The organism is Pseudomonas sp. 22189 (assembly GCF_052045635.1).
GTDB lineage: Bacteria > Pseudomonadota > Gammaproteobacteria > Pseudomonadales > Pseudomonadaceae > Aquipseudomonas > Aquipseudomonas parakoreensis.
The window spans coordinates 150132-170208 of record NZ_JBQEPG010000008.1 but is presented as its reverse complement, the minus strand read 5'-3'; the positions used below and the strand labels follow the sequence as shown (position 1 = coordinate 170208).

At 60.6% G+C, this 20077-nt stretch carries 18 protein-coding genes; 11 read left to right on the top strand and 7 right to left on the bottom strand.

Features of this window, described 5'->3' with window-relative positions:
- Nucleotides 1–3 precede the first annotated feature (3 nt).
- On the top strand, nt 4–453 hold the full coding sequence (locus tag ACTJKS_RS10985) for a c-type cytochrome (RefSeq protein WP_262948153.1): 450 nt from the start codon (nt 4–6) through the stop codon (nt 451–453).
- 180 nt (nt 454–633) lie between these two features.
- On the opposite strand, the gene ACTJKS_RS10980 is transcribed toward ACTJKS_RS10985, so the two are convergent.
- The 4 genes from ACTJKS_RS10980 to ACTJKS_RS10965 all read right to left on the bottom strand — a co-directional run bounded on the left by ACTJKS_RS10980 (nt 634) and on the right by ACTJKS_RS10965 (nt 5239).
- Entirely contained in the window at nt 634–1029 is a 396-nt protein-coding gene (locus ACTJKS_RS10980; RefSeq protein WP_108184057.1) for a DUF1090 domain-containing protein, read from the bottom strand.
- Nucleotides 1030–1122: 93 nt separating this feature from the next.
- Entirely contained in the window at nt 1123–2790 is a 1668-nt protein-coding gene (gene ligB / locus ACTJKS_RS10975) for an NAD-dependent DNA ligase LigB (RefSeq protein ID WP_262948154.1), read from the bottom strand.
- Between the two features lie 244 nt (nt 2791–3034).
- Nucleotides 3035–4225, bottom strand: coding sequence for a methionine adenosyltransferase (metK, locus tag ACTJKS_RS10970; protein ID WP_027610621.1), 1191 nt, complete (start codon nt 4223–4225; stop codon nt 3035–3037).
- A gap of 18 nt (nt 4226–4243) precedes the next feature.
- Entirely contained in the window at nt 4244–5239 is a 996-nt protein-coding gene (locus tag ACTJKS_RS10965) for an ArsR/SmtB family transcription factor (RefSeq protein WP_041063436.1), read from the bottom strand.
- Nucleotides 5240–5497: 258 nt separating this feature from the next.
- Between ACTJKS_RS10965 and tkt the strand changes: the two genes are divergently transcribed.
- The 6 genes from tkt to fba all read left to right on the top strand — a co-directional run bounded on the left by tkt (nt 5498) and on the right by fba (nt 11806).
- A complete protein-coding gene (gene tkt, locus ACTJKS_RS10960; protein ID WP_262948155.1) occupies nt 5498–7495 on the top strand; it encodes a transketolase in 1998 nt (665 codons plus the stop codon).
- A 120-nt stretch (nt 7496–7615) separates the two neighbouring features.
- Nucleotides 7616–8674, top strand: a complete 1059-nt coding sequence (epd, locus tag ACTJKS_RS10955; RefSeq protein ID WP_198759265.1) for an erythrose-4-phosphate dehydrogenase — start codon at nt 7616–7618, stop codon at nt 8672–8674.
- Between the two features lie 26 nt (nt 8675–8700).
- On the top strand, nt 8701–9864 hold the full coding sequence (locus tag ACTJKS_RS10950) for a phosphoglycerate kinase (protein ID WP_262948156.1): 1164 nt from the start codon (nt 8701–8703) through the stop codon (nt 9862–9864).
- Nucleotides 9865–9898: 34 nt separating this feature from the next.
- Nucleotides 9899–10120 (top strand): hypothetical protein, encoded by a 222-nt coding sequence (locus ACTJKS_RS10945; protein WP_007961876.1) that lies wholly within the window; start codon nt 9899–9901, stop codon nt 10118–10120.
- A 57-nt stretch (nt 10121–10177) separates the two neighbouring features.
- Complete coding sequence (locus ACTJKS_RS10940; RefSeq protein WP_047297097.1) at nt 10178–10510, top strand: MliC family protein; 333 nt, start codon at nt 10178–10180, stop codon at nt 10508–10510.
- Between the two features lie 231 nt (nt 10511–10741).
- Nucleotides 10742–11806: a class II fructose-bisphosphate aldolase gene (gene fba, locus ACTJKS_RS10935; RefSeq protein WP_003177554.1), complete on the top strand. Its 1065-nt coding sequence runs from the start codon at nt 10742–10744 to the stop codon at nt 11804–11806.
- Between the two features lie 202 nt (nt 11807–12008).
- Here the strand turns inward: fba and ACTJKS_RS10930 are convergent, their stop codons facing one another.
- The gene (locus ACTJKS_RS10930; RefSeq protein WP_262948157.1) at nt 12009–12677 is read right to left on the bottom strand and encodes a polysaccharide lyase family 7 protein; all 669 of its coding nucleotides are present in this window, start codon (nt 12675–12677) and stop codon (nt 12009–12011) included.
- A gap of 334 nt (nt 12678–13011) precedes the next feature.
- Between ACTJKS_RS10930 and ACTJKS_RS10925 the strand changes: the two genes are divergently transcribed.
- The 3 genes from ACTJKS_RS10925 (at nt 13012) to ACTJKS_RS10915 (ending at nt 16038) form a co-directional block, all read left to right on the top strand.
- Complete coding sequence (locus ACTJKS_RS10925) at nt 13012–15135, top strand: putative bifunctional diguanylate cyclase/phosphodiesterase (RefSeq protein ID WP_041063414.1); 2124 nt, start codon at nt 13012–13014, stop codon at nt 15133–15135.
- A 43-nt stretch (nt 15136–15178) separates the two neighbouring features.
- Complete coding sequence (locus ACTJKS_RS10920) at nt 15179–15670, top strand: M48 metallopeptidase family protein (protein WP_108184051.1); 492 nt, start codon at nt 15179–15181, stop codon at nt 15668–15670.
- Nucleotides 15671–15741: 71 nt separating this feature from the next.
- Nucleotides 15742–16038: a winged helix-turn-helix domain-containing protein gene (locus ACTJKS_RS10915; protein ID WP_003229005.1), complete on the top strand. Its 297-nt coding sequence runs from the start codon at nt 15742–15744 to the stop codon at nt 16036–16038.
- Between the two features lie 123 nt (nt 16039–16161).
- Here ACTJKS_RS10915 and ACTJKS_RS10910 read toward each other — a convergent pair whose 3' ends face one another.
- Entirely contained in the window at nt 16162–16614 is a 453-nt protein-coding gene (locus ACTJKS_RS10910; protein WP_108184050.1) for a GNAT family N-acetyltransferase, read from the bottom strand.
- A 257-nt stretch (nt 16615–16871) separates the two neighbouring features.
- Here ACTJKS_RS10910 and ACTJKS_RS10905 point away from each other — a divergent pair, with 257 nt between their 5' ends.
- Nucleotides 16872–17609, top strand: a complete 738-nt coding sequence (locus tag ACTJKS_RS10905) for a substrate-binding periplasmic protein (RefSeq protein ID WP_108184049.1) — start codon at nt 16872–16874, stop codon at nt 17607–17609.
- Between the two features lie 123 nt (nt 17610–17732).
- Here ACTJKS_RS10905 and yccS read toward each other — a convergent pair whose 3' ends face one another.
- The gene (gene yccS, locus ACTJKS_RS10900; protein WP_262948158.1) at nt 17733–19916 is read right to left on the bottom strand and encodes a YccS family putative transporter; all 2184 of its coding nucleotides are present in this window, start codon (nt 19914–19916) and stop codon (nt 17733–17735) included.
- Between the last annotated feature and the right edge of the window lie 161 nt (nt 19917–20077).

Genomic DNA, 20077 nt, shown 5'->3' with positions numbered 1-20077 from the left:
ACCATGACTCTTAAAAGAATTACTGTTGTATTGCTGGCCTGTCTGACCTTGTCCGCCTGTGGCGGCGTCGATCCGAATTCGCCGCTGGGTCAACGTAAGTCGATCTTCAAGCAGATGCTCAAGACCGGTGAAGACCTGGGCGGCATGTTGCGCGGACGCATTCCGTTCGACGGGCCGAAATTCGCCGAAGGCGCGGTGAAGCTTGATGCGTTGTCTCATGAACCGTGGAAGCATTTCCCGCAGGTGCGCGAAGAAGATCACACCAGCGCCAAGGACGATGTCTGGCTGCGTCAGGCCCGCTTTCAGGAATTGGCCCGTAACCTTGAGGCGGCCACCGGTGAACTGGTGATCGCCAGCAAGGTTCAGCCGTACAAGGCCAGTAACCTCGGGCCGGCCGTGCAGAAGGTTGAAGATGCCTGCAGCGCTTGCCATAAAGAGTTTCGGGACCATTGAACTGCTGAGCAATTGTGGCGAGGGGATTTAGCGAAACGTCGCACCGCCCCGATCGGCGGCGCAGCCGTCGTGAACCTGCTGTTCTTTCTGAAAGACTCGATTGAATGGTTTTGGGGCTGCTGCGCAGCCCATCGGGGATAAATCCCCTCACCACATAAATCTCCCTCACCAAACCTTCGGTTACTTATCGATCTGGTCCAGCGCATCCTGCAGTTCTTTGCGCGACTCGGCGAGTTTGTTTTTGCGCTTGTCGATCTTCTCCGGATCACCTTTCTTCATCGCCTTGTCGAGATCAGCCTGACGTTTGCTGACTTCGTGCTTGGCTTCCAGCACCTTGTTTTCGCGTTCTTTCTTCAGGCCGGCATCGGTGCAGTTCTTGGTCACTTCATCCAGAGCGGTTTGCAGACCGGCCTGCTGATCGGTGTTGCCCCGGGATTTGGCCTGTTCGAGCTGATTGATGATGCCCTGCTTCTTCGCGGCGCAACCGGTCAGGCCCGGCGCGTCTTCGTCGGCCATCGCAGGTGCGGCCAAAACGCCACAGAGGGTCAGCAAGGCGAGCGGTGCAAGAAATTTCATAAAAGCTCCATGTGCGAAGGCAATCGGGTCGGTGGCACTGCGCTGTTTGAGCGTCTGACGTTCCTTCGGTTCCCGGCTGCCGGAATTGCGTGATCAGAAGCCGTCGATTCCGGCGGCGCGTAATGTGTCACTCAAGGCCAGCACCTGCGGGTCGCGGAAGAATGCGCTCAATTGCGCCGCGCGGCCCGGGCCGATTCCGGCTTCTGCCTGCCATTGTTCGGTGTTGCGTTGTGCCAGCGCCTGCCACGAGTCGGCCAGTTGTGCCTGACCGGTGGGCGGTAAACCCAAGGCTTTGAGCCACTGCGTGAACGGTCGTTGGCGGGCGCTGTGAAAACTGTTGATCAGACGTGCGCTGCTGCGCTCGCCGAAGCCGGCAATGTTAGCAAGCTCTGGCTCGTCGAGGGTCAACCAATCCAGCAGGTTGTTCAGGCGGCCTGTTTCCAGAAGTTTCTCCCAGGTGCCGCGCCCGACATTCTGCAGCGCGAGGCCTTGTTTGCCACTGAGCCAGGTCAGGCGCGCGAGAAACTGGCTTTCACAACCGGGTGTCGGTTGCCAGCAACTCAAGGCGTGGAAGTCGCGCGTGTCGGGAATGTCGAGGGCGGCTCGTTCGGTAGTGCGCAGCACCACACTGTCGAGTCGCGGGATGGTCAACCCGGCCAGGCTGATTGCTACTTGATCGCCGGGGCGGATATCCAGCGCCTGCCAGCGCTTGAGGGAGCCGGCGCTGACGCGTTTGATCTCGCGGTCATCGAGCATCACCGGCGACAACTCCAATACCGGGGTGATGCGTCCACTGCGGCCGACCTTGAAATTCACTTTGCGCACCTCGGCCAGCGCTCGGGTAAACGGGTATTTCCAGGCGACGGCCCAGTAGGGCGCGCTTGCCTGCCAGCGCTCGGCCGGCGGGCGCTGGCTCTGGCGCAGGACAATGCCGTCGGTGGCGAAGGGCAGAGGTGATCGATACCAATGCTCGCGCCATTTTTGTGCATCGGCAAAGTTGGCGATGGCCTGGCTGAATGGCGCCGTTGCGGCGAATCCCAAGGTTGCCAGCGTCGATATTCTTTCCGGCAGCCTCGCCGGCCCTTGTGGCCAGTCCCAGACAAACAGGCCGATTCCGGCCGCCTGTTCGGCATTCAAGGTTTTGCGGTTCATCAGCCCGGCAACGGTGGCGCGGGCATTGACGCTGCCGGCGCTGGCTTGCACATGTTGCTGCAGGCGCCAATAGAGTTCGCCTTGCACCAGCAAGTCCAGCGGTTGAGTCAGATGTTGCGGAATGGCGCCGATCTTTTGCGCCGACGCTGTCCAGTCCTGACCGCTGATGCCGTCACCGCGACTGATCGCTTGCTGCAACAGGCCGCGACGGTAGATCAGCGTGACGGCCACACCATCGACCTTGGGTTGTACCCAGACATCCTGCCGATTCTTCAACCACGCTTGAACGGCGACGGCTTGGTGAAGCTTGTCCAGACCGGTGTGGGCGATTGGATGAGCGATGGCGCCTGAGGCAGTGCGCAAAGGTTCGGGCGCTGAATGCTGCTGGAAGCACTGTCGCCATTGGTTGAGCCGCAGGCGCGATTGATCGTAGAGCTCGTCGGCAATCAGCGAGCGGCCTTGGCGGTGGTAGGCGTCGTCCCATTGGTCGATCTGCTGTTGCAGGGCGGTGATTTCGTTTTGCGCCTGAGCGGCAGGCCAGTTCGGACATTGGGTGGCGTGGCTGCTCAGGCCTACGAGACTGAGAAAAAGCAAAACAGAAAAGCGCATCGTGAGCGTCCTTGCTCATGGGGATAATTTGAAGGGTAGTCAGGATTTTTCAGCCACGTCGAGTGGGAGTTTTTCCTCTTGTTTCGGCGATGAAGATCAAAAGATCGCAGCCTTCGGCAGCTCCTACAGGGGAGCGCATTCATCTGTAGGAGCTGCCGAAGGCTGCGATCTTTTGATCCTGGCAAGCATGAAAAAGCCCCGCACGGCGCGAACCGTGCGGGGCTTTCTTGCAGCCGGGGAGGGCTTACAGACCAGCAGCGGAACGCAGAGCGTCGGCGCGGTCGGTTTTTTCCCAGGTGAAGGTGGAGAAGGTGTCTTCGCCAACTGTCTTGGTCTGCGGAGCACGACCAAAGTGGCCGTAGGCTGCAGTTTCCTGGTACATCGGGTGCAGCAGATCGAGCATGGTGGTGATCGCGTATGGACGCAGGTCGAACACTTCACGCACCAGTTTGATGATCTTGTCATCGCTGATCTTGCCGGTGCCGAAGGTGTTCAGCGAGATCGAAGTCGGCTGAGCGACACCGATGGCGTAGGACACCTGGATCTCGCAACGCTCGGCCAGGCCGGCAGCGACGATGTTCTTGGCAACGTAACGGCCAGCGTAGGCGGCCGAACGGTCAACCTTCGATGGATCTTTACCGGAGAACGCGCCGCCGCCGTGACGGGCCATGCCGCCGTAGCTGTCGACGATGATCTTGCGACCGGTCAGGCCGCAGTCACCTACCGGGCCGCCAATGATGAACTGGCCGGTCGGGTTGATGTGGAACTGGGTGTCTTTGCTCAGCAGTTCGGCAGGCAGCACGTGCTTGACGATCAGCTCCATCACGCCTTCGCGCAGGTCTTTGTACGACACTTCAGGGTTGTGCTGGGTGGACAGAACCACGGCGTCGATACCGACAACCTTGCCGCCTTCGTAGCGGCAAGTCACTTGCGACTTGGCGTCCGGACGCAGCCACGGCAGCAGACCCGATTTGCGGGCTTCGGCCTGACGCTGCACCAGCTGGTGCGAGAAGGTGATCGGCGCTGGCATCAGCACGTCGGTTTCGTTGCTGGCGTAGCCGAACATCAGGCCCTGGTCGCCGGCACCCTGATCTTCAGGCTTGGCGCGGTCAACACCCTGGTTGATGTCAGGGGACTGCTTGCCGATGATGTTCATCACGCCGCAGGTCGCGCCGTCGAAGCCGACTTCGGAGCTGGTGTAGCCGATGTCGCAGATCACGTCACGAACGATCTGCTCCAGGTCAACCCAGGCGCTGGTGGTCACTTCACCGGCAACGATAGCCACGCCGGTCTTGACCAGGGTTTCCACGGCAACGCGTGCGTGTTTGTCCTGGGCGATAATGGCGTCCAGCACCGCATCGGAAATCTGGTCGGCGATTTTGTCCGGATGTCCTTCAGACACGGACTCGGAGGTGAAGAGGGAGTATTCGCTCATCTCGATGTTTTCCTGAATTTACCGATGGTGAGTGTCGCCAGCCGGTCGCTGAAAGTGGCGAACCTGGATCTGGAAACCATTACGTAAGCCCACATAGAGGCTGTCCCCGGGAACGAGTCCCGCAGCGGTGGCCCAACGGGCCAAATCGTCCTGTTCAAACCCCAACCACAGATCACCGCAGGCCTCCCTGGCCCAACTCTGGTTGTGGCTACATAACTCTGTCACGAGCAGGCTACCGCCCGGTTGCAGCAGGCCGGCCATGTGCTTGAGCGCTTCGGCCGGCGCGGCGAAATGGTGCAGCACCATGTTCAGTACCACGCAATCGGCCGTCAGGCTTGTGCCATTCAATGCATCGGCCAATTGCAGGCTGACGTTAGCCAGCCGTTCACGTTCACATACCTGACGCGCCAGTTCGAGCATCGCCGGGCTGTTGTCCAGCGCGGTTACGGTGCCGAAGCGGCGGGCCAGTTCCGGCAGAAAAGCACCATCGCCGGGGCCGACTTCAATGGCCGTGGCAGCACCATTGAAGTTCAGTTTGTCGAGCAGGGCCAGCACGCTGTCGCGGTACTGCGGCAGGCCTGCGATCAAGTCTTGCTGGGCGCGGAATTTTTCCGCAACCCGGGCGAAAAAGTCCTGGCTGGCGGCTTCACGTTGTCCGTGGACCTGAGCGATGCGAGCCTGCACGTCCTCCGGCAGCGCCAGATTGTCGACTTCTTCTAACAGTGCTGCATGCAACTTGCCGCCCAGCAATTCGGTGTGGGGCAGGGCGCGGCGATAGAAAATCGCGTTGCCCTCGCGGCGCGTCGCCACCAGATCGGCCTGGGCCAGCACCTTGAGGTGGTGGCTCATGCCTGATTGACCAATGCCGAAAATCTGCGCCAGCTCCAGTACGCCGAACGAATCGTTGGCCAGCGCGCGCAATACATTCAGGCGCAGCGGGTCGCCACCGGCCTTGCACAGGGCCGCCAGCTCGTCGCAATCGTCATGGCGAATGGAAGGCACGCGTAAGTTCATGGGGCAGCAGTCTAGTGACGGTGGGAAATCGCCGCAAGGGCAATATCAAAAAGTTTTGATATTGCTCGATAGATGGCACTTCTCACTGACTGGTTAACTCTACAAACGAACAGCGGAAAGGTTTCACCAGACGAAACCGCCGTCCAGCACGGGAAAAACGCCTTCGGATGACTATCTGTCATTGCCCCGAGGCGCTCCGGTGAGGGAAAATGCCCTCCTTTTTTCCGTTTCAATCTATTCACACCCAGGAGATCAGCGATGCCTAGCCGTCGTGAGCGTGCCAACGCCATTCGTGCCCTCAGCATGGATGCCGTGCAAAAAGCCAACAGCGGCCATCCCGGTGCCCCTATGGGTATGGCAGATATCGCCGAAGTACTTTGGCGCGACTACCTCAAGCACAACCCGAGCAACCCGTCGTTCGCCGACCGTGACCGCTTCGTGCTGTCCAACGGCCACGGCTCGATGTTGATCTACTCGCTGCTGCACCTGACCGGTTACGACCTGTCGATCGACGACCTCAAGCAGTTCCGTCAACTGCACAGCCGCACCCCGGGTCACCCGGAATTCGGCTACACCCCGGGCGTCGAAACCACCACCGGCCCGCTGGGTCAGGGTCTGGCCAACGCCGTCGGCTTCGCCCTGGCGGAAAAAGTCCTGGGTGCGCAGTTCAACCGTCCTGGCCACAACATCGTTGATCACCACACCTACGTGTTCCTCGGTGATGGCTGCATGATGGAAGGCATTTCCCACGAAGTTGCTTCCCTGGCCGGTACGCTGGGCCTGGGCAAGCTGATCGCCTTCTACGATGACAACGGTATTTCCATCGACGGTGAAGTCGAAGGCTGGTTCACCGATGACACTCCGAAGCGTTTCGAGTCCTACAACTGGCAGGTGATCCGCAACGTCGACGGTCACGATCCGGAAGAAATCAAAACCGCCATCGAAACCGCGCGCAAAAGCCCGCTGCCGACCCTGATCTGCTGCAAGACCACCATCGGTTTCGGTTCGCCGAACAAGCAGGGCAAGGAAGATTGTCACGGCGCCCCACTGGGTGACGCGGAAATCGCTCTGACCCGCCAGGCGCTGAACTGGAACCACGGCCCGTTCGAAATCCCGGCCGACATCTATGCCGAGTGGGATGCCAAGGAAAAAGGTCGTGCGGCCGAAGCCGAATGGGATCAGCGTTTCGCTGCCTACTCCGCGGCGTTCCCGACCGAAGCCAACGAGCTGGTCCGTCGTCTGAGCGGCGAACTGCCGGCTGACTTCGCGGAAAAAGCCTCGGCTTACATCGCTGAAGTCGCGGCCAAAGGCGAAACCATCGCCAGCCGTAAAGCCAGCCAGAACACCCTGAACGCGTTCGGCCCGCTGCTGCCGGAATTGCTCGGCGGTTCGGCTGACCTGGCCGGTTCCAACCTGACCCTGTGGAAAGGTTGCAAAGGCGTCAGCGCTGAAGATGCCAGCGGCAACTACATGTACTACGGCGTGCGCGAATTCGGCATGACCGCGATCATGAACGGTGTGTCCCTGCACGGCGGTCTGGTGCCTTACGGCGCGACCTTCCTGATGTTCATGGAATATGCGCGCAACGCGGTACGCATGTCGGCGCTGATGAAGAAGCGCGTGATCCACGTCTACACCCACGACTCCATCGGTCTGGGCGAAGACGGCCCGACGCACCAGCCGATCGAGCAACTGACCAGCCTGCGCAGCACACCGAACCTCGACACCTGGCGTCCAGCCGATGCCGTTGAATCGGCGGTGGCCTGGAAAAACGCGCTGGAGCGCAAGGACGGCCCATCGGCGCTGATCTTCTCGCGTCAGAACCTGCAGCACCAGGAACGCGATGCCGGCCAGATCGCCGACATCAGCCGCGGTGGCTATGTGTTGAAGGACTGCGCAGGCGAGCCTGAGCTGATCCTGATCGCCACCGGTTCGGAAGTCGGTCTGGCCGTTCAGGCCTACGACAAACTGACCGGGCAAGGCCGCAAGGTGCGCGTGGTTTCCATGCCTTGCACCAGCGTGTTCGATGCGCAGGACGCCGGCTACAAGCAATCGGTTCTGCCGCTGCAGGTCAGCGCACGTATCGCAATCGAAGCGGCTCACGCCGACTTCTGGTTCAAGTACGTGGGTCTGGAAGGTCGCGTGATCGGCATGACCACCTACGGCGAATCGGCGCCGGCTTCGGCACTGTTCGAAGAATTCGGTTTCACCCTGGACAACATCCTGGGTCAGGCTGAAGAGCTGTTGGAAGACTAAAACATAGCGCGGCGACCCAAGTCGCCGCGTTCCCTGTAGGAGCTGCCGGAGGNAAAAGATCGCAGCCTCCGGCAGCTCCTACATGGGGTTGTGTTGTTAGCGAATACTATCGAGAACCCCATGCCTCAACCGCGTCCCTACAAAGTTGCACTCAACGGCTACGGCCGGATTGGTCGTTGCGTCTTGCGTGCGTTGTTCGAGCGTGGCGAGAAGGCCGGGTTTGAAATTGTCGCGATCAACGATCTGGCGGACATGGCCAGCATCGAATACCTGACGCGCTTCGACTCCACCCACGGCCGCTTTCCCGGCGAAGTGCGTGTAGAAGGCGATTGTCTGCATATTAATGGCGACTGCGTGAAGGTCCTGCGCAGTGCCACCCCCGAAGGCATCGACTGGGCGGCGCTGGGCGTCGACCTGGTGCTCGAATGCTCCGGCGCCTACCACACCCGTGAAGACGGCCAGCGTTTCCTCGACGCCGGCGCGCCCCGGGTGCTGTTCTCGCAACCGATGGCCAGCGAGGCGGATGTCGACGCCACCATCGTCTACGGTGTCAATCAGGATTGCCTGACCGGCACCGAACTGCTGGTGTCCAACGCCTCCTGCACCACCAACTGCGGCGTGCCGCTGTTGCGTCTGCTGGACAAGGCGATCGGCCTGGATTACGTGTCGATCACCACGATTCACTCGGCGATGAACGATCAGCCAGTGATCGACGCCTATCACCACGAAGACCTGCGCCGCACCCGTTCGGCGTTCCAGTCGGTGATCCCGGTGTCCACTGGTCTGGCGCGTGGCATCGAGCGCCTGTTGCCGGAACTTGCCGGGCGAATTCAGGCCAAAGCCGTACGCGTGCCGACGGTCAACGTGTCCTGCCTCGACATCACGATGCAGACCGCCACCGCGACCGATGCGGGCGAGGTCAACCGGATCCTGCGTGAAGCCGCCACCAGCGGCCCGCTCAAGGGACTGCTGGCCTACACCGAGTTGCCGCACGCCAGCTGTGATTTCAACCATGACCCACATTCGGCCATCGTCGATGCCAGTCAGACCCGTGTTTCCGGCCCCAAACTGGTGAACATCCTGGCCTGGTTCGACAACGAATGGGGTTTTGCCAACCGAATGCTGGACGTTGCAGACCACTATCTGCAAACAGCGATTTCAAAAAAACCTGCTCTCTAAGAACAGTTACTCAGGAAGTGCGACCCATGACCGTGTTGAAGATGTCCGACCTCGATCTGCAAGGTAAGCGCGTATTGATTCGCGAAGACCTCAACGTCCCAGTCAAGGACGGTGTTGTCACCAGCGATGCGCGTATCCTGGCTTCGCTGCCGACCATCAAGCTGGCCCTGGAAAAAGGCGCGGCGGTGATGGTGTGTTCGCACCTGGGCCGTCCGACCGAAGGCGAGTTCTCCGCCGAGAATAGCCTCAAGCCAGTCGCTGACTACCTGAGCAAGGCTCTGGGCCGCGAAGTGCCGCTGGTGGCCGATTACCTGGGCGGCGTTGACGTCAAGGCCGGCGACATCGTGCTGTTCGAAAACGTGCGCTTCAACAAGGGCGAGAAAAAGAACGCCGACGACCTGGCCCAGCAATACGCCGCCCTGTGCGACGTGTTCGTGATGGACGCCTTCGGCACCGCGCACCGCGCAGAGGGTTCGACCCACGGCGTGGCCAAGTTCGCCAAAGTCGCCGCTGCCGGCCCTTTGCTGGCCGCTGAGCTGGACGCACTGGGCAAGGCGCTGGGCGCACCGGCCAAGCCAATGGCTGCGATCGTTGCCGGCTCCAAGGTGTCGACCAAACTCGACGTCCTCAACAGCCTGAGCCAGATCTGCGATCAACTGATCGTTGGCGGCGGCATCGCCAACACCTTCCTGGCGGCCGCCGGTCACCCGGTCGGCAAGTCGCTGTACGAGCCGGACCTGCTGGACACCGCGCGCGCCATCGCCGCCAAGGTCAGCGTGCCGCTGCCGGTGGACGTGGTGGTTGCCAAGGAATTCGCCGAAAGCGCCGAAGCCACCGTCAAGCTGATTGCTGACGTTGCCGCTGACGACATGATTCTGGACATCGGCCCGCAAACCGCGGCCAACTTCGCTGAACTGCTGAAATCGTCGAAAACCATTCTGTGGAACGGTCCGGTCGGCGTGTTCGAATTCGACCAGTTCGGCAACGGCACCAAAGTGCTGGCCCAGGCCATCGCTGACAGCGCCGCGTTCTCCATTGCCGGCGGTGGCGACACCTTGGCGGCCATCGATAAATATGGCGTGGCCGAGCAAATCTCCTACATTTCCACCGGTGGTGGCGCGTTCCTCGAATTCGTCGAAGGCAAGGTGCTGCCAGCCGTTGAAGTCCTGGAAAACCGGGCCAAGGCCTGAGGCCGCCCGTTTGGCCAGGCAAAGGAGTGTTCAGATGGTCAAGTCGTTAGCGCTGTTGTTGCTGACCGGTACGCTGGCGGCCTGCGGGAGTAACCCGAAGGCCGAGGCCACGCCCGCGCCGGATGCCGCGCAGAAAGGCTGCTACCAGGCCGACTGGCAGGCCGAAACCAATCCGGTGCTGAACAAGCGCTCGGGGCCGGACGGCCTGGACAAATACGAGACGCAAACCCCGGCCAAGGAACATGGTTGTCCTTGACCGGTCTGACTCTTTAACGCAGGGCTGGCGGCGTGCGCTGTCAGTCGAGGAACACGGATGAAAGGCTTGATCGCCATTGCGGCATTGGCATTGTTAGGCGGTTGCGCGCAGATGAACCTGTTTCAGTCGTCCGCGCCGGCGGATAGCTGGACCACCTGGACCTGCGACAGCCAGGCCAAAGTGCTGTGGCGTTACGCCGATGCCGGCCAGAAGGAAGTCGATGTTCGACTGGGCGGCGGCGATCAGGTCTATCGCCTGAAAGAAGAGCCGGGCGCCTCGGGCGTGCTTTACAGCGACGGCATGCTGGCGTTTCACGTCAAGGGTGACGAAGGCCTGGTGTACTGGGTCGCCACCAATGACCTGATTGGCCGCGGCTGCAAAGCCGAGTAATTGAAGCATTGCGATTCTCATGTGGGAGCGAGCCTGCTCGCGAAAGCGGTNCTGCGAGATTGCTTTCGCGAGCAGGCTCGCTCCCACAGGGGATCTGTGCAGTTCTCAGGAATTTGCTTTATCGAATCACCAGACCGGGCCTCAACCCCCGATCTGCAATCACTTGAATAGCCGCCGCCGCTCCGGCAGGCTGGCACGATTAACGACCCTCAACCGGGAGAGACACACACAATGGCACTTATCAGCATGCGCCAGATGCTGGACCACGCAGCCGAGTTCGGCTACGGCGTTCCAGCCTTCAACGTCAACAACCTTGAGCAGATGCGCGCCATCATGGAAGCCGCTGACAAGACTGACTCCCCGGTGATCGTTCAGGCTTCGGCCGGCGCTCGCAAATACGCCGGCGCGCCGTTCCTGCGTCACCTGATCCTGGCCGCGATCGAAGAATTCCCGCACATCCCGGTGTGCATGCACCAGGACCACGGCACCAGCCCTGACGTCTGCCAGCGCTCGATTCAACTGGGCTTCAGCTCGGTCATGATGGACGGCTCCCTCGGCGAAGACGGCAAGACCCCCACCGACTACGAATACAACGTCCGCGTTACCCAACAAACTGTTGCCATGGCTCACGCCTGCGGCGTTTCGGTTGAAGGCGAGCTGGGCTGCCTGGGTTCGCTGGAAACCGGCATGGCCGGTGAAGAAGACGGCATCGGCGCTGAGGGCGTTCTGGATCACAGCCAGATGCTGACCGACCCGGAAGAAGCCGCTGACTTCGTCAAGAAGACCCAGGTTGATGCCCTGGCCATCGCTATCGGCACCAGCCACGGCGCCTACAAGTTCACCAAGCCACCTACCGGCGACGTGCTGGCGATCGACCGCATCAAGGAAATCCACAAGCGCATCCCGAACACCCACCTGGTGATGCACGGTTCCTCGTCGGTACCGCAAGAGTGGCTGGCGATCATCAACCAGTACGGCGGCGATATCAAAGAAACCTACGGCGTACCGGTTGAAGAGATCGTTGAAGGCATCAAGTACGGCGTGCGCAAGGTCAACATCGACACCGACCTGCGCCTGGCATCCACCGGCGCCATGCGTCGTCTGATGGCCACCAACCCGAGCGAATTCGACCCGCGTAAATTCTTCGGCGCGACCGTGACGGCGATGCGTGACGTGTGTATCGCTCGTTATGAAGCGTTCGGTACTGCCGGTAATGCTTCGAAGATCAAGCCGATCTCGTTGGAAGCGATGTATCAGCGTTATCTGAAGGGTGAGTTGAACGCCAAGGTCAACTAAGCCTGAGCGTTAAACCGCTTTTATGAAAAACCCGCCGAGAGGCGGGTTTTTTATTGGGTGCAGAACAGGCTGAAACCCTTGCAGGCGAGAGCCCGCTTGCGATTGCAGTCTGGCATTCATCATTGCTGGAGGCTGGTAAACCGTCCTCGCTGGCAAGCCAGCTCCCACAGGGGGCATGGGTTCTTTCGCAATCTCGGCAATGTTATTTGTCGTGATCAATATCCAGCTTGCTGAACGTCACCTGCCCACCCTCACTGGTATACCCGGTGTTGTCCTGCACATACACCCCAGCCTTGAAGTACAGCGGCTTGTTGCGCCACGTCGCGCTGATTTGTGAATCCCACTGATAACCCGCTGCGCTCACGCCCAGTGCACCGCCGGGGCTGAGGTGGATCAGGTAGTTGAATTCGCGGTCGAGTTTGATGCCGGTGGCGAGGGTGATGACGCGGCTTTCGTCGTCATCGGGGTGCATGCGCACCTTGATCACCAGGTTGCCGGTTTCAGTTTTGGTCTTGTACTGGTATTCGAGTTTGACCATCGGCTTCTGGCTTTCATAAGCGTGGATCTGGCCGATGACGATCTTGCCGGAGCTGGGCACTTTGTTCACGGCGAGGGTCGCGCGCAGGGTGTTGTCGGCGTCGGGGTAGTACCAGTTGCGCAGGGAGCCGTTGCTGAAGGTTTCGCGCAGTTCGGTGCGCGGGTAAATGGCGTTTTCGGTTTTTGACCCGGTCACCGGCGACCAGAAGAACAAGTTGCCGGTGTCGGAATGGAAGTACTGATCCTTGAAGCCATTCACCAGTTTGGAGGTTTCGACGGTGTACGGCGGACTGCCGACGGGAACGCTGAGGTTCCAGGTTGCGAGATCGATCATGTCGGTTCTTCCACTCAATTTTCCTGTACGCGAGTGCCAGAAGCTCTAGCCCGCGCTTTTTCGGGCGGCAGTTATAAGCGTAGAGGTGTTTTTTGTTAACGCCCGTTTGGCAGATGATTGGCGTCAACATCCTGTCGAAATGCCATCTGTGCCGGTTTTCGGGGGCTGCAGGGGTGACCGTTAGTCGGTAAATTACAGCTTTGGCTAAATGATGGCGGCGTGGCAGCTTCTGCTTTCACAGATCCGGGACTAGAGTGATGGCTCAGTAACTGTACGGTTTTCACAAAAAACCGGCCGATAGTCCGACAAGAGATGTCCCGACAAGAGAAGCAGCATGGAATGCGCGCAACCCCAGCCAGGTGAAGGCAGCTCTGTCCTTTTGATCGTTGATGACTACCCTGAAAACCTGATCAGCATGCGCGCGTTGCTGCAGCGTCAGGATTGGCACGTCATGACCGCCGCCTCCGGTTTCGAGGCGCTCAATCTGCTGCTCGAACACGATGTCGATCTGGTGCTGCTGGACGTGCAGATGCCGGGCATGGACGGCTTCGAAGTCGCGCGGCTGATGCGCGGCAGCCAGCGCACGCGTCTCACGCCGATCATTTTCCTTACCGCCAACGAGCAATCACAGGACGCCGTGATCAAGGGTTACGCCAGTGGCGCGGTGGATTACCTGTTCAAGCCGTTCGATCCGCAGATCCTCAAGCCGAAAGTCCAGGCATTGCTCGAACACCAGCGCAACCGCCGCGCCTTGCAGCGTCTGAGTCATGATCTGGAACTCGCGCGGGCCTTCAATGCCTCGGTGCTGGACAACGCGGCGGAAGGCATTCTGGTGCTCGGCGAGGACGGCCTGATCCGCTTCGCCAACCCAGCGATTTCGCGATTGCTGAATGCGCCGGTGAAAGAGCTGGAGGGCAAGGAATTTCTCGATTTTCTGCAGAAACCGCATATCCCGCTATGGGCCGGTTCCGAGTTGCTGGCCGGCTATAAACGCGGTGAGACCTTGCGTCTGCACGATGCGTTGTTGCGCACGGCACCGGGGCAGCAGGTGCCGGTGGCGTTGTCCTGCGCGCCGTTGCCGGCCGAGCAGCGGGCGATGGTGGTGACGGTGCTGGACATGTCGGTGGTGCGTCACCTGCATCAGCAGCTGGAATTTCAAGCGGTCACCGATCCGTTGACCGGTCTGCTCAATCGCCGGGGCTTTTATCAGACGGTGGAAAACCTGCTGCTGCGCGGTGAACGCAGCGACAGCAGTTGGGTGCTGCTGTATCTGGATCTGGATGGCTTCAAACGGGTCAACGATTCCCTTGGCCACGATGCCGGCGACCGGGTGCTGCGCTGGGTTTCCGAGCAGTTGAAGGCCTGTCTGCGACCGTTCGACATTCTCGCGCGCATGGGCGGTGACGAGTTCACCGCGTTGCTCGATCTGGAGTTTCCCGAGCAGGCCGCAAAAATTGCCGAGAAGCTCATCGAAAGGGTGTCGATCTGTCAGCAGATCGAAGGACTGGACATCGCTCTCGGCGCGAGTATCGGCATCGCCACTTACCCGGACTGCGGCGCGAACCTCGACGGCTTGCTGCGCGCCTCCGACATCGCCATGTACGAAGCCAAGCGTGCCGGGCGTCAGCAGTATCGTTTTTATGATCACGAAATGAACGGCCGCGCGCGCTCGCGGCTGATGCTCGAAGAGAGCGTGCGCAACGCCATCGAGAACCGTGACTTCAATCTGGTGTATCAACCGCAAGTGGCGATCGACAGCGGGCAGATCCGCGGTTTCGAGGCGTTGCTGCGCTGGCAGCACCCGAGCGTCGGCGATGTGCCGCCGGGGTTGTTCCTGCCATTGCTGGAGGAAGCACGGCTGATCAGTCGGCTCGGCAGCTGGATCTATCACCGTGGCGCCGGTCAGCGCAAAGCCTGGGAAACCCTGTTCGCCGAGGATCTGGTGCTCGGCGTGAGTTTGAGCAACACCCAGTTCGGCCTGCCGAACCTGGTCACCGAGTTACGTCAGGTGCTGGAGCGGCATTCGCTGCAGCCGCGGCAACTGGAGGTGGAAGTCACCGAAGACGCGCTGATGCACAACCCCGACGAGACCCGCAAACAGTTGCGCCTGCTGCGTAATCTCGGGGTGCGGGTGGCGCTGGATGACTTTGGTTCGGGCCCGTGTTCGCTGGCGTATCTGCGTGATCTGGAGCTGGATACGCTCAAGCTGGATCGACACCTGATTGCGCGGCTGCCGGACTCGACGCGCGACGCGGCGCTGGTCAGCAACGTGATCAATCTGTGCAAACAGTACGGTTTGCTGGTGATCGCCGAAGGCGTGGAAACCGTTGAACAGTATCAATGGCTGCAGGCGCATGGCTGCGAATACGTGCAGGGTTTCCTGGTGGCGCGTCCGCTGACCTCCGAGGACGCCGTCAGCTTTGCCAAACCCTTTGACTGGAGCGCGCTGCCGGTTTGAATTCGCTACACTGGCGCTCTTTTCGAACCGTGCTGCCGTGTCCATGACTGCGTTGAAATACCTCCAGGCCTATCCCGCACAACTGCAGGATCAGGTGCGCCAACTGATCGCCGAACAGCGTCTGGGTGACTATCTGAGCCAACGCTATCCCGGACGTCACGATGTGCAGAGCGACAAGGCGCTGTACAGCTACGCGCTGGACCTGAAGCAGGAATACCTGCGCAACGCGCCGGCCATCGACAAAGTGCTGTTCGACAACCGCCTCGACCTGACGCATCGCGCGCTGGGCCTGCACACCACGGTCTCAAGGGTGCAGGGCGGCAAGCTCAAGGCCAAGAAAGAGATTCGCATCGCCTCGCTGTTCAAAGAGGCTGCGCCCGAGTTCCTGAAGATGATCGTTGTGCATGAACTGGCGCACTTCAAGGAATCGGACCACAACAAGGCTTTCTACAAATTGTGCGAACACATGCTGCCGGGGTATCACCAGATCGAGTTCGATCTGCGGGTGTACCTGACGTGGCGGGATTTGCAATGAAGATCAAAAGATCGCATTCCAACTGTAGGAGCTGCCGCAGGCTGCGATCTTTTAACGTTGGGAGTGTTTAGATGGACGTAAGCAAGACCAAAAGCAGTTTTTACCGGCGCCTGTACGTGGCCTACCTGATCGACAGCGGCCTGGCCCCGAGCGTCCCGGCGCTGACCGAAGTGACCGGCATGCCCCGGCGCACGGCGCAGGACACGATCGCCGCGCTGGCGGATCTGGACATCGTCTGTGAATTCGAGCAGGAAGAGGGTGCGCGCAACCATGCCGGGCGCTATCGGATTCGCGAGTGGGGGGCGATTGATCGCGGGTGGATCGAGCGCAATCTGCGGCAGATCAAGGCTGTGCTGGAATATCCCTGAGTTTTGCAGTGTTTGAGCTGACGCAATCGCTGGCAAGCCAGCTCCCACAAGGGTCTCCAGTCAACACGGTTGTTGTGAGCAACGGATGAACCTGTGGGAGCTGGCTTGCCAGCGATGAGGGCCTCAAGGACGACGCATGCCGATATGCGGAATGTCATCCTCCAGATACTCCTCACCCACCACCACAAACCCGTACCTGCCGTAATACCCCTGCAAATGCGCCTGCGCCGACAGGTAGATCGGCACCTGCGGCCAATGCTTCCCGGCCTGTTTCAGCGCGTGTTCCATCATCACATGCCCGAGCCCTTTGCCACGGCCCTGCGGCGCAATGATCACGCGGCCGATCACCACGTCACCGCCCTGGGATTCGGGATCAAGCAGGCGCAGATAGGCCATCAACTGATCATCTTCCCAACCCATGAGGTGATGGGTGTCGCCGTCCAGATCCTGGCCGTCGAGGTCCGGGTAGGCGCATTTCTGTTCGACCACGAACACTTCCGAGCGTAGCTTCAGCAGTGCGTACAACTCTTCTTTGCCCAGATCACTGTGATGCTTGCAGACCCACTCGATTGTCATCTTCCGACTCCTTGAACTCCGTCGCCCGATACTAAGGGCACTGGCGCCGGATGTCTGTATGGCGGAACAGTCTGTGACAAAGGTCAAAATGCCATCATTCCTTTCTCGCGGTGGCGGCCGCTTTGTGTAATCTGCTGGAAAGCGCTGTGCACTGGCTTCAATGAGCTACTGTTAGGGCCTGGGTTTCGCCGGTACGGGGCCTTGGGGTTTTGACTGGAAAACACGCCGGGCCAACCGCCCGCTAAGGATTTTCAAGCATGCCGCGACTGCATCGAGCCTTTGCTTTGATCGGATTGCTCTTGCTGGCCCAAACCGCCTCAGCGGAGAAGTTGCGACTGGTGTTTGATATCTGGCCGCCCTTTACCGATGACACGCTGGTCAACGGTGGTCTGGCCACCGACATCGTCAGCACGGCGCTGGCGCGGGCCGGTTATGCCAGCGACTATGAGCAGGTGCCGTGGGCGCGGGCGTTGTTGGGGGTGGGCGAGGGCCGGTACGACGTGCTGGTCAACGCCTGGTACAACGACGAGCGCACCCGGATCGGCCAGTTCTCTGGCGAATACCTGCTCAACCGCATCCGCTTTCTCAAGCGCAAGGACACGCCGCTGGAATACAGCAGCCTGGAACAACTGCACACCTATCCGGTGGCGGTGGTGCGCGGTTATGCCTACTCGCAGGCGTTCGATGCCGACACGGCGTTGCAGAAAGTCCCGGTGCACAACTTTGCAATGGCGGTGCGCATGCTGGCGGCGGATCGGGTCAAGCTGACGCTGGAAGATGAGTATGTCGCACGCTATTACCTGGCGCGCGAATCACCCAAGGTACGCAACGCCGTGGAGTTCCTGCCCAAGCCGTTGAGCGAGAACAGCCTGCATATTCTGGTGAGCCTGAAGAACCCCGAGCATGAGCAGATTGTGGCCGGGTTCGACAAGGCGATTGCGGCGATGAAGGCGGATGGCAGTTATGACAAGTTGCTGAGGCAGCATGGGATGTGAGCATCTGATCCCGTGCGTTGTTGCTGATGCCCTCATCGCTGGCAAGCCAGCTCCCACAGGTATTGCGGTGTACACAAATCATGTGGGAGCTGGCTTGCCAGCGATGGGGCCAGTCCGGTCAACTTAAGCCTCACTGGTGTCTTTGATCAAATGCGCCGCCAACGTGCGCAACGGCCCCAGCTGCCGGCAGATCAATGCCAGTTGCGTCTGCACCAGCCGCTGCCCTTCATCGATCTCGTCCGGCATCTGCTCCAGCTCATTGGCCAGCGCTTCCTCGTCGTCGCTCTGGATCGCCACGGGCTGTTTGTTCGCCAGGCCCTGGGCGATTTCATCGATGCTCGCGGCCAGTTTCACTCCAGCACCGTCGATCAGGTGTTCGCGGACTTCCGCCGGTAGCTGCGTTTCGCGATGCGCGCCCAACCCGGACAGGTAGCTGAGCAGCGTGTGCGACAGCACCAGAAAGCGGAAACCGACATCCGCTTCCTTCCGGAAATGCCCCGGCTCCATCAGCATGTTCGCCAGCGTGGTCGACAGTGCCGCGTCGGCGTTGTGCGCGTTGCGCCGTGCCAGGCGATAGGCGAGGTCATCGCTCTTGCCGGCGGCGTATTGCTGCATGATCTGGCGCAGGTAGATGCTGTTGCAGGTCAGGGTGTTGGCCAGCACTTTGTTCAGGCGTCGACCTTGCCAGTCCGGCAGGAACAGGAACACCGTCAGGCCGGCGATCAGGCTGCCGAGCAGGGTATCGAACAGGCGCGGCAGGAACAGCCCGTAGCCATCACCGATCTGGTTGAAGCAGAACAGCACCATGATCGTGATCGCCGCCGTCGCCACGGTGTAACGCGTGGTGCGGTTGGTAAAGAACACCACCCCGGCGGCAATGGCGAAGCACGACTGCACCAGCGGGCTGGGGAACAGATCGAACAGCGCCCAGGCCACCGTCAGACCGATGGCGGTGCCGAGAATCCGCTGCCCGAGTTTGCGCCGCGTTGCGCCGTAGTTCGGCTGGCAGACGAACAGTGTGGTGAGGATGATCCAATAGCCCTGCGAGGGGTGAATCAGGTGCACCATGCCGTAGCCGATACTCAACGCCAGTGGCAGACGCAGGGCGTGGCGGAACAGCAAGGAGGTCGGTGTCAGCTGCGTGCGCAGACGAATCCACACGTCCTTGAGGTTGCGTGGTGAGCGGTCGAGCAGGCTACTGTCGGTGGCGTCCGCCAGCGCGTCAGGGTTGCTCGCATCGCTGAGCAAGCGGTCGAGGGTACCGAGGTTGGCTGCCAGAGCACGCAGCGAACGCAGAAGGCCGCGCCACGCCGGATTGCTCTGGATGCGCAGGTGTTCAAGGGACGCGTCGAGGTCAGTCAGCGCTTCGGCAAAACTGGCGTCGTAGACGAACGGCTGGCGCATCTGGATCGACTCGGCCAGCGCACGACAGGCTTTGCCCTGCTGGCGCAGCAGACGCTGGCAGCGGAACAGCACGTCGCTGTGGAAGAACGCCTCGGCCAGCGCGTTATACGGATAGTGCGAGGAACTGGCGCGTTCGTGAATATCCTGGGCGAGGAAATACAACTTCAGATAACGGCTGACTTTCGAGCCCGGGCGACCGTTGCCGACCCGGTGCAGGATGATTTCCTTGGCGCCGTTCAGCGCGGCCACTACGCGACCGTTCTGCTGTGCCAGTTCCAGCCGCCGTCCTTCGACGTCCAGCTGACGGATCGGCTCGAACAGCGAGGCTTTCAGCTTCAGATAGAAGCCCAGTTCACGGAACAGCCGCGCCAGACTCTGCTGCACCGGCTGGTTGGAAAACAGCGCCTGCCACAGCACCGACAGCAGGCCGTACCACGCCGCGCCGGCCACCAGCAGCATGGGTTCGTGCCAGAAATCGGTGACCGCGCCGCCGCGCTGATCCACGCCGATCATGGTGTAGACCGACAGAATCAACGTCGCCGAAGCAATCGCGCCATAACGCTCACCGAGCGCACCGAGCATGGTCAGGGCGAAACTGGCCAAGGCCAGGGCGATGGCAAATACGATGGGGTAGGGGAAGAGCAGTTCCACCGACAGCGCGGCGATACTGAAACACACCAGGGTGACCGCCAGGGCATTGAGGCGGCCCTGCCAGCTGTCGTCGGTCTCGGCCAGGGCGCTGGCTATAATCCCGAGGAACAACGGGATCAGCAGACCCATTTCATCCTGATACCAACACAGCGCCATGCTGCCGGTCAGGGCGATGAACACCCGCACGCTGTAGCTGAATTTATCCAGCGCCCACAGGCGCCGCAAAGACTGACGAAACGAGGTCGAGGACATGAAGTGCGAAGGCCTTCCGAGGCGATGCCGCTAAATTGAGCCAGTAATGACGCCGACGCAATGGCGCCGATCACATCTGACAGCAAAAAGTGTTCCTTGATTGCCCGCTACCCCTGTAGGAGCTGCCGAAGGCTGCGATCTTTTGATCCTGTTTTAAGATC